At 44.5% G+C, this 7,244-nt stretch carries 4 protein-coding genes; 1 reads left to right on the forward strand and 3 read right to left on the reverse strand.

The window, feature by feature from the left end; translation table 11 throughout:
- Nucleotides 1-19 precede the first annotated feature (19 nt).
- From AC5JLB_RS10535 to AC5JLB_RS10545, 3 genes are read right to left on the reverse strand one after another with little or no spacing between them, the layout of a single operon-like run.
- The gene (locus AC5JLB_RS10535) at nt 20-1,162 is read right to left on the reverse strand and encodes a hypothetical protein (RefSeq protein ID WP_495873788.1); all 1,143 of its coding nucleotides are present in this window, start codon (nt 1,160-1,162) and stop codon (nt 20-22) included.
- Complete coding sequence (locus AC5JLB_RS10540) at nt 1,159-1,671, reverse strand: hypothetical protein (RefSeq protein ID WP_495873789.1); 513 nt, start codon at nt 1,669-1,671, stop codon at nt 1,159-1,161. The genes AC5JLB_RS10535 and AC5JLB_RS10540 overlap by 4 nt, the downstream gene beginning before the upstream one ends.
- A gap of 10 nt (nt 1,672-1,681) precedes the next feature.
- Nucleotides 1,682-2,158, reverse strand: a complete 477-nt coding sequence (locus AC5JLB_RS10545; RefSeq protein ID WP_495873790.1) for a hypothetical protein — start codon at nt 2,156-2,158, stop codon at nt 1,682-1,684.
- A gap of 54 nt (nt 2,159-2,212) precedes the next feature.
- Here AC5JLB_RS10545 and AC5JLB_RS10550 point away from each other — a divergent pair.
- Nucleotides 2,213-7,244: LamG-like jellyroll fold domain-containing protein (locus AC5JLB_RS10550; RefSeq protein ID WP_495873791.1), on the forward strand; the 5,032-nt coding region annotated here is incomplete at its 3' end.

Here is a 7,244-nt window from a genome sequence, read left to right on the forward strand (position 1 = left end):
CTGAACAAGGATACTACTCTTAGCTCCCTGTCCGATTTTTGGGTGTCATTTCATACAGAGCTGCACCCTTCAAGCCAGCTAAAGTGGGAGGGAGCGCAGCAATCGGTTCTGGTAGAAAGTCAATTATTTCTTTAAAGCGGCTACTAGATAGCAGGAGTTCTACCTGTCGAACTTTGACAGTATCCTGATCTTTTTCGGTTTTAACAGGAATTGATTGGTACAGTTCTAAAGCCTTGTCTTCCTCTCCGATTGCTGTACAGGCTGCTGCTAAGTCAAGTAAAACAGAGGTTGATTGGGGATGCTTGACCTTCAATGCCTCTAGCTGAGGAATACGCTTTCCAGGTTCCACCTTCACTAATTGAGCCAGTTGCTCATTAAGAGTAGCATCGGCTACTTGTTCCATAGTCTCTTGCGGCTTGAGCGCCTGGTGCAGTAGCTGCCGTACTCCATCAGCCTGACGAATACGCTCCAATTCAGGTAAAAACTCCTGAGCGATTTGCTGGGCAGAAAGCAGCAAATCTGGCATATTTTCTTGCTGAGCCTCTTGCAGGTAAGCAGAGACAATTTGTTCAACCAGCCTTCCAGAGACAGGTAAGGCTAAAATCTCATCACGCTTAGTTGAACAAAGTTCGATGATTTGAGCGGCTTTAGATGTACGAGTGTAAAGGGTAATCAAAGCACGCAAAGCATTGCCGTCACCAGAACTTGATTGCTGAAGTAATCGTTCTTCCGCTTCTACAATTTGTCCTTGGCTAATTTGTTGCTCTAAACGGCTTGGATTAATGCTTTGTACAGTACTGGTTGGCTGGGGAATATCCTCATTAAGTTGTTTGAGAATGTTGCGAAATTGAATTTGCCAGGATTTGAATGTTTGAACTGCTTTTGCTGATTGTTCGGAGTAGTCAGCTTCTACTTTAGGAGTATTGAGAAGATAGGCTGCTTCAATTGATGACCATGTTTGCCTTAGATTTTCCTCAGTAGCGGTAACGTAGACAAAATGGGTGTACTCTCCATGATGGGAAGGCATCAATTTAGTCGTTTTGAATCGTTCCCGAATTGCCCGGTGCAACTCCTCTGCCTGTAGCTCACTTATGCATTTAAGACGTAGTCCTATTTGGTCAGCACCTCCAAGTTTTGGAACAATCTCATACTGAAATTTCATGACAGTTGCACCGCCTGTTCAAAATGTTGTACACAAAGTTGTCGTAGCTCGGCGATACTCCGTTCATCATGGCAGTAGGTATATAATTCAGCGTTTTGATTAACCCCGCCATCAGTCAGGTTCAAAGAACCATCAAGCCCACCGTAACGACCAACGTAAGCTTTGGTATGTAACGTAGATAGAAGCCGCACTTGAATGCGATCGCTGCGGCTAGCCAACAACTTCAACGCAGGGTGGTACTCTTTATCACTGCCAACGGTAATGTAAATTCTCCCGCCATTTGCTGAGATCTGATGGAGTACGTCAAACAAGTGCAGCGAATCCTGCTTGGTCTCCACAACCTCCTGAAACGAGACATAGTAAGGATTGGCTAGCCGGAAGTTTGTAACCCAAGGCGCAACAATCCAAAATTCATAGTTACCTCCTAACTGAGAGGCAAGCACCTCGTTCAGCAAGAAGTTGTAAATCATTGCCTGACCACTGCGTTGTAGGGTCGATCTCTTTGCCACAGGATAGACCTCACTTGATAGGACGTACAGTAACTTCAATGACGGGCAGCTGATTAACAGTCAGGTCAGTTGGATAAATGGTTTGAATATCAGTGATCATGGGAAAGACCATACCCAAATCTGTGTCGATTCCAGCATCGGTTAGGTAACTGATCGCCGCACAAAGAGAGGGAAGGCGATCGCTAGGGACACGAAGGTAAACTGCCTGATACCCTTTCTCCAGTAAGAGTCGAATCTGCTCAGAGATAGGAGTGGGTGATACTGTTGGGTTACCAGTGCCATCATCCAAGTTCAAGGTCTGGTTAGAGCGGGCTTGAGCTAGCCAGTCGCCGAGTAGGGAACGGTTTAGGAGATTACGACTCAGCCCAGGAGCTTCAATATCGCCGCCCCGATCATCCAGACAACTTGGACAGCTACAGCGGCAGTTTATCAGCATCCGTCGTTCTACGGCTGATTCAAATGCCCGACGTACTTCTGCTGTGAACACTGGCGGCAACTGTCTGAACGAGCAAGTTTAGCTGCTGCAGATGCGGTCTTCGGTTTGACTACCCAGGATAATAAAACCTATGTTAAAAACCTAATTGAACCATTGCAATGGGAGGTGACTCCATCTTGGAATCTCAGCCAGTATCCAGGAAGCTTGACGCTTAGTAATACAAATGGAACGGCTGGAGCACTTAAGCTGGAGGGCAAATCTGCGTTAGAAGGCATCTCAGGTCAGTTTACTCAGTCTAATGGGGATCTCCAATACGTTGCTTCTAACGGCAATGATCATGCTTTCAGCATTACTGCAGGCAGTATGGCAGCTTATTTAAGCAAGGAAGCTGGCAACATTGTCGATCAGCGGGGATTGTCTCGTGCTCCAAGTCAAAAAAATGAAAATAGTTCACTTTTAATTACACCTGTTCAGTTAGAAGATCGTGCTTGTGAACTCACAACAACGCTCAAGGTGCTTGAACTTCAACTGAATGATCAACAGACCTGGCAACTTTGGTTTAAAGATTTACCATTTCAGGATAATACGTTCGATCGCCTCCAAACCCTGTCAGAAGCGGCTGAAGATATCAATGATCCTGAAGCTCACTCGCGGGAATATAATTACCTGAATGGCTATGAATGGCGCTTAACAGGTAAAGATAGTGCCAAAGCAGAATTACCCCTAGCACTTTTTAGCCTTGATTTTTACCCTCTTGTTTTAGTTAAAGGGGTTAAAGCGGCTGGATACATTTCAAGCATTGAATTGGTCGGTCGATTACAACTCCCTTTGCAAAATAGCCAGGAGTTAGAAAATCTTAGCAACGCAGTTCGTTTAGTCTTTGAACGTAACGAAGGGTTAAACCTTAAATTGACAAGTGTTTCAATTGAGCCACCTTTTAAGCCTGACGAAGGTGCAATGGAACCATACGGCGAATGGTTCTTCACAGATCGTGCGTCGAAAACCCTAGCTGCAGGTGATGCAACTGATAGCAAGCCAAGTGGTTCACCTCGATTGGAATGGAGAGCGATCGCGCTCAATGAGCAAGACCAAGTAATTGAACTACAAAACTTCAAACTTAAGTTTCAATGTTTTGGGGCAAATGGATGGTTGACAACGGAGAATAAACTAAGCTTTTCTGTTCGCCAATCAGCTATCAACCTGAAATTGACATTTCTAAACTCTGACCCGTTAGCACCAACTAATGCTCAGAACACAATTCGTTTAATCAACGCTACAGTTACCTTAACTTCCAAAGTCACAGATAATCAGTTCTACTTCGTTCCATCTGTAGATTCGCGGTTTGATATCAAGGTTGGCGATCTCCAACCTTCATCAGATGCCCCAAGTCGTCGATCAGCGTTTTATGCAAACTTGAAATATGCTCTAATTCATCAAGCTAATCATACCTGGGAAACCGGTTATCTATTTGTCGATGAGCTTGCAATTTTGATTTCCGATCAGTCCCTTATTTCTACTAATAACTCTCTTCAATTTAACTGGGAAAGTTGTGCTGGTCAGGAGGATACCCAGAATAATAAATACTATTTACTGCCTGGAATAGAAATTGCACCTGAAAAAATATCAGGCTTTGTTACTCTAACTTTTACAGCCGAATCAGGGATAAATGGCATTCCTCATATAGAAATTCAAAGCGCTGCTATTGAGGCGATTTTGTACGCACGCTGGGGAAACTTCTTGCCAGCAACTGAAGGCGATCGCGAACACGATCGCTGGCGTCAAATTTTTGCTTCCTCGTCTGGAGATTTAGTGATTGGTTATACAGGAGAACTCAAGAACAAAGCAGCAGGACCAAAAGAATGGCAAGAATGTCTACTCTTAAATGGCGTCGTGGAGATGACCAATCTCATTTCCTGGCCAAGTGGAATGAAAGTTGAAGGGACAAAACTTTCATTACCGCCTGCTCACTTATATGAACGCGTATCTACTGGGTTACAAGTTCTTTATACCTTTCAGGAAGGTACAGGAAACATCGTAAGGGATATCTCTGGTATCGATCCAGTTCTAAACCTGACAATTCTAAGTTCATCACAGCCACGCTGGCAGCTAGATTCATTAAATGTCGCAGCAGGGACTATGCTTCGATCAGACGTTCCTGCCCAGAAGATTATTGAAGCCTGCAAAACCACGAATGAGATCACGATTGAGCTTTGGATTAAGCCTGATAAAGATAGTATTACAAGCGGGGCAGAAGTAAAAAACATACTGAATCTGGCAGTTGAAGATCAAGCTACAGATAGTTTCACATCACTTAACTTTGCAGTTACTCAAGGGGTTCCGAGCTTTGCGCTTAATCAATGGAGTATTCGTCTACGTCGAACGTCCTCAAGAAACCCTATTAATCCCGATCGAGCTTGGGTCTGGGGCTGGCCTGCCTACATAACAGATCCAAATAAACCAGCTATAGAACCTAAATTAACTCACTTGGTTTTCACTCGGGCTGCTGACGGTAAGACTAATCTATACATCAACAATGTACTCTATGAGCCGAATCGCAGCGAAAGCAAGAACTATCCTGGCGAGTTCAAGGATTGGGATAATTCTTTCAAGTTATTTTTGGCAAACATGGGCGAAGATCAACCCTATCAGTGGCTAGGAGAGTATCATCTGGTAGCTATCTACGATCGCGCATTAATCTCCAAGGAAGTATCTCAGAACTTTCAGGCTGGTTCCTCAGTTCAATCAACTTCTGTATCTCAAGACCCACCTCTGTATGATCATCTTCGTCACACGCTCAAGATTTTATATAACCAGCACCGTATTCCCTCAGATTGCTTAGTCGCTGGAATGAACAGTCCAATTCTTTTCAACTTAGAGAAGGTTTGGAAACACTTAATAATCGCAGAACATCAGTTAAGTGATGTTCGTTCAAGTGATGATTTGAAAACGATAACTGCTTCTAAAGACTACCAATGGACAACTGTGCAGCAAGTCAGTTGGTTTTCACCCAAAGAATTCAGCACCTTGCTTAATCAAGAAATCGAAATCATTAGTCCAGCGGCAGAGCTAGACCTAAATAATGGTTATCTGCGCTCGGGGTTGCGACCTCTTTTCAATGAAAAATTACAACTGCTGCTTAATGACAGAACAGATTCAACTTCGGCAAATCGTATCATTCTTGTCGAAGCCAGTATGCCTTTGTGGATTCGACAATTTCCCCTAGATCGCCTAAGCGATCTAATTGCCCTGCAGTACTTGCCGAATGGGATACAGCAAGCTGCCCTCAGTCGCTTGCCGGATTATTCGTCTTCCGATCCTACTGATCCGAAGTGGTTGCTTCTGGTCATGCCGTTCCTAGGACGACTGCAAGTTGAGTCTGAAGATAAGTTAGAGCTTGGAAGTATAGATCAGCAAACGCTGGAAAACATCAATCCACTTCAAGTTGATCCTATCTTGCACTTGTATTATTGGCGCAAGTTCCGAGAAGAAGGAGAAATTCCCCGTATTACTCTTGCTCTCACACATTGGGCAGATCGAACTCAAATGTCTGTTGATGTGTCTGGACTCGACACAATCTCAGGTCGTCTATGGGCACGCCTCAGCCCTCTTTCGTTAGAGGAAAGTTGGTTCCGTGTTCAGAACCCTCCTCTCGATCGACAATCATCTTCTTTCCAGAGTATTCTGGCTTCTTTGCCTGAGACTGCTGCACGTCTCAGCCGCGAGGTTGCCCTGGCTAAGCTGTTTAGCCCTGAGCGGGACTTTTACCCTCCTCAGGTAGTCCTGCCATTTGAGTTCACATCGAGCCCAAGTCAGGAGTCTGAGCAGTTGCTCCTCTTACAGGGAGTGATAGCAAATGACGATCCAAATTCAATCCCTTATGGGTGGTTATTGACAGGTATTCTGCTGATTCAGTGGTTGAATACTGCTCAAACAGATTCCGATGCTCCCGAACAACATTATGTTGCAGCAACCGCTTTACCTACCCGTCTTAAACGTGGGGATGATCAACCGAATCCAATCCCACAGAGTCTAGCTGTTAGTCCCTATTCAAGTCTACAATTTCAATCTCTAAACCAAACGGATATAGACCAAGGCAAATTGCGATTGATTGTAGCAGAGTTACTCTGTCTTGGTACAGACGAGCAACTATTACGACCAGTTTCTAGTTATACCTGGGAATCAGAGAAATTTAGTGTTGACAGCAAGGAAGTCTCCGGTACCGATAATCTCGATAAAGGGAAAATCCAAGCAGTCTGTAAGCGAAACCAAATTATCCTTTCAGATCAAGTTCAGATTACTCGTGATGCAGAAGAATGGTTAATTACTGATGTTCAGACAAAGTTCACGTGCCGAGTGCGCAAGCAAGGCGATCAACTCACTTTCTATCAAGATCGAGAAACCATTGTTCAACTTGCTAACGCTTGGGCTGAACAAAGCCATCAACTGCTTTATCAGCAATCTCCAATTGCTGTCTTGCGCTTTCGGGAAATTTATAAGGGAGACTCTAGCAATGAAAGAGCAATTCCGCTGATTGTGCAACATAGCTTTGCTCCCGTAAACATTCAAGATCCAATTCTCAGTAGCAAGAAAGGTTTTGCTTTAAGGTCTCCCTTGCGTCAACTTCGATTTCGTGAAGCTCAATTCAACCCAAATCCAATTCCCAATCTTGCAGTGATTAAGCCATTTGAAGTAGCTCCACCTCAGACTACTGGAGTTCAGCCTATCTTCCTGAATGCGCTCTTATCAAGTTTGCAGGGAGACTGGGGGTTGAGTGCTTTGCGCCTGAGCGTTCACTATACTCAAGGACAAGCAGCGATCGCTGGCTCTCTCGCTAACGGTTCAGGCTCTACCCTTTGGTGGCAAGGATTTCAACATTTGGTGCAATTCCGCTCAGCAAAAACTGCTGGCATAACGAATGCGGTTGCTGGACTACCACTCCTCTTTCGCGCACCAACTATCAGAGGATTTCTACCCGTGTCTTCAGACTTGCCGTTGCCAACTCAACGCGATCTTGAATCCACACCAGAAGCGAATAATTCTCTAGGTGATTGGCAATCAGTTCTTCCTGGCTCAATTCAATATCTACTAGGTTGTGTTGACATTTCAGCGAAGTTCAATCAGCAAGGCAGTGAAATAA

It is taken from the genome of Myxacorys chilensis (assembly GCF_059505265.1).

Excerpts from the sequence above, each read along its gene's own strand:
- AC5JLB_RS10535 (WP_495873788.1), bottom strand. The coding sequence starts at position 1,162 with ATGAAATTTCAGTATGAGATTGTTCCAAAACTTGGAGGTGCTGACCAA.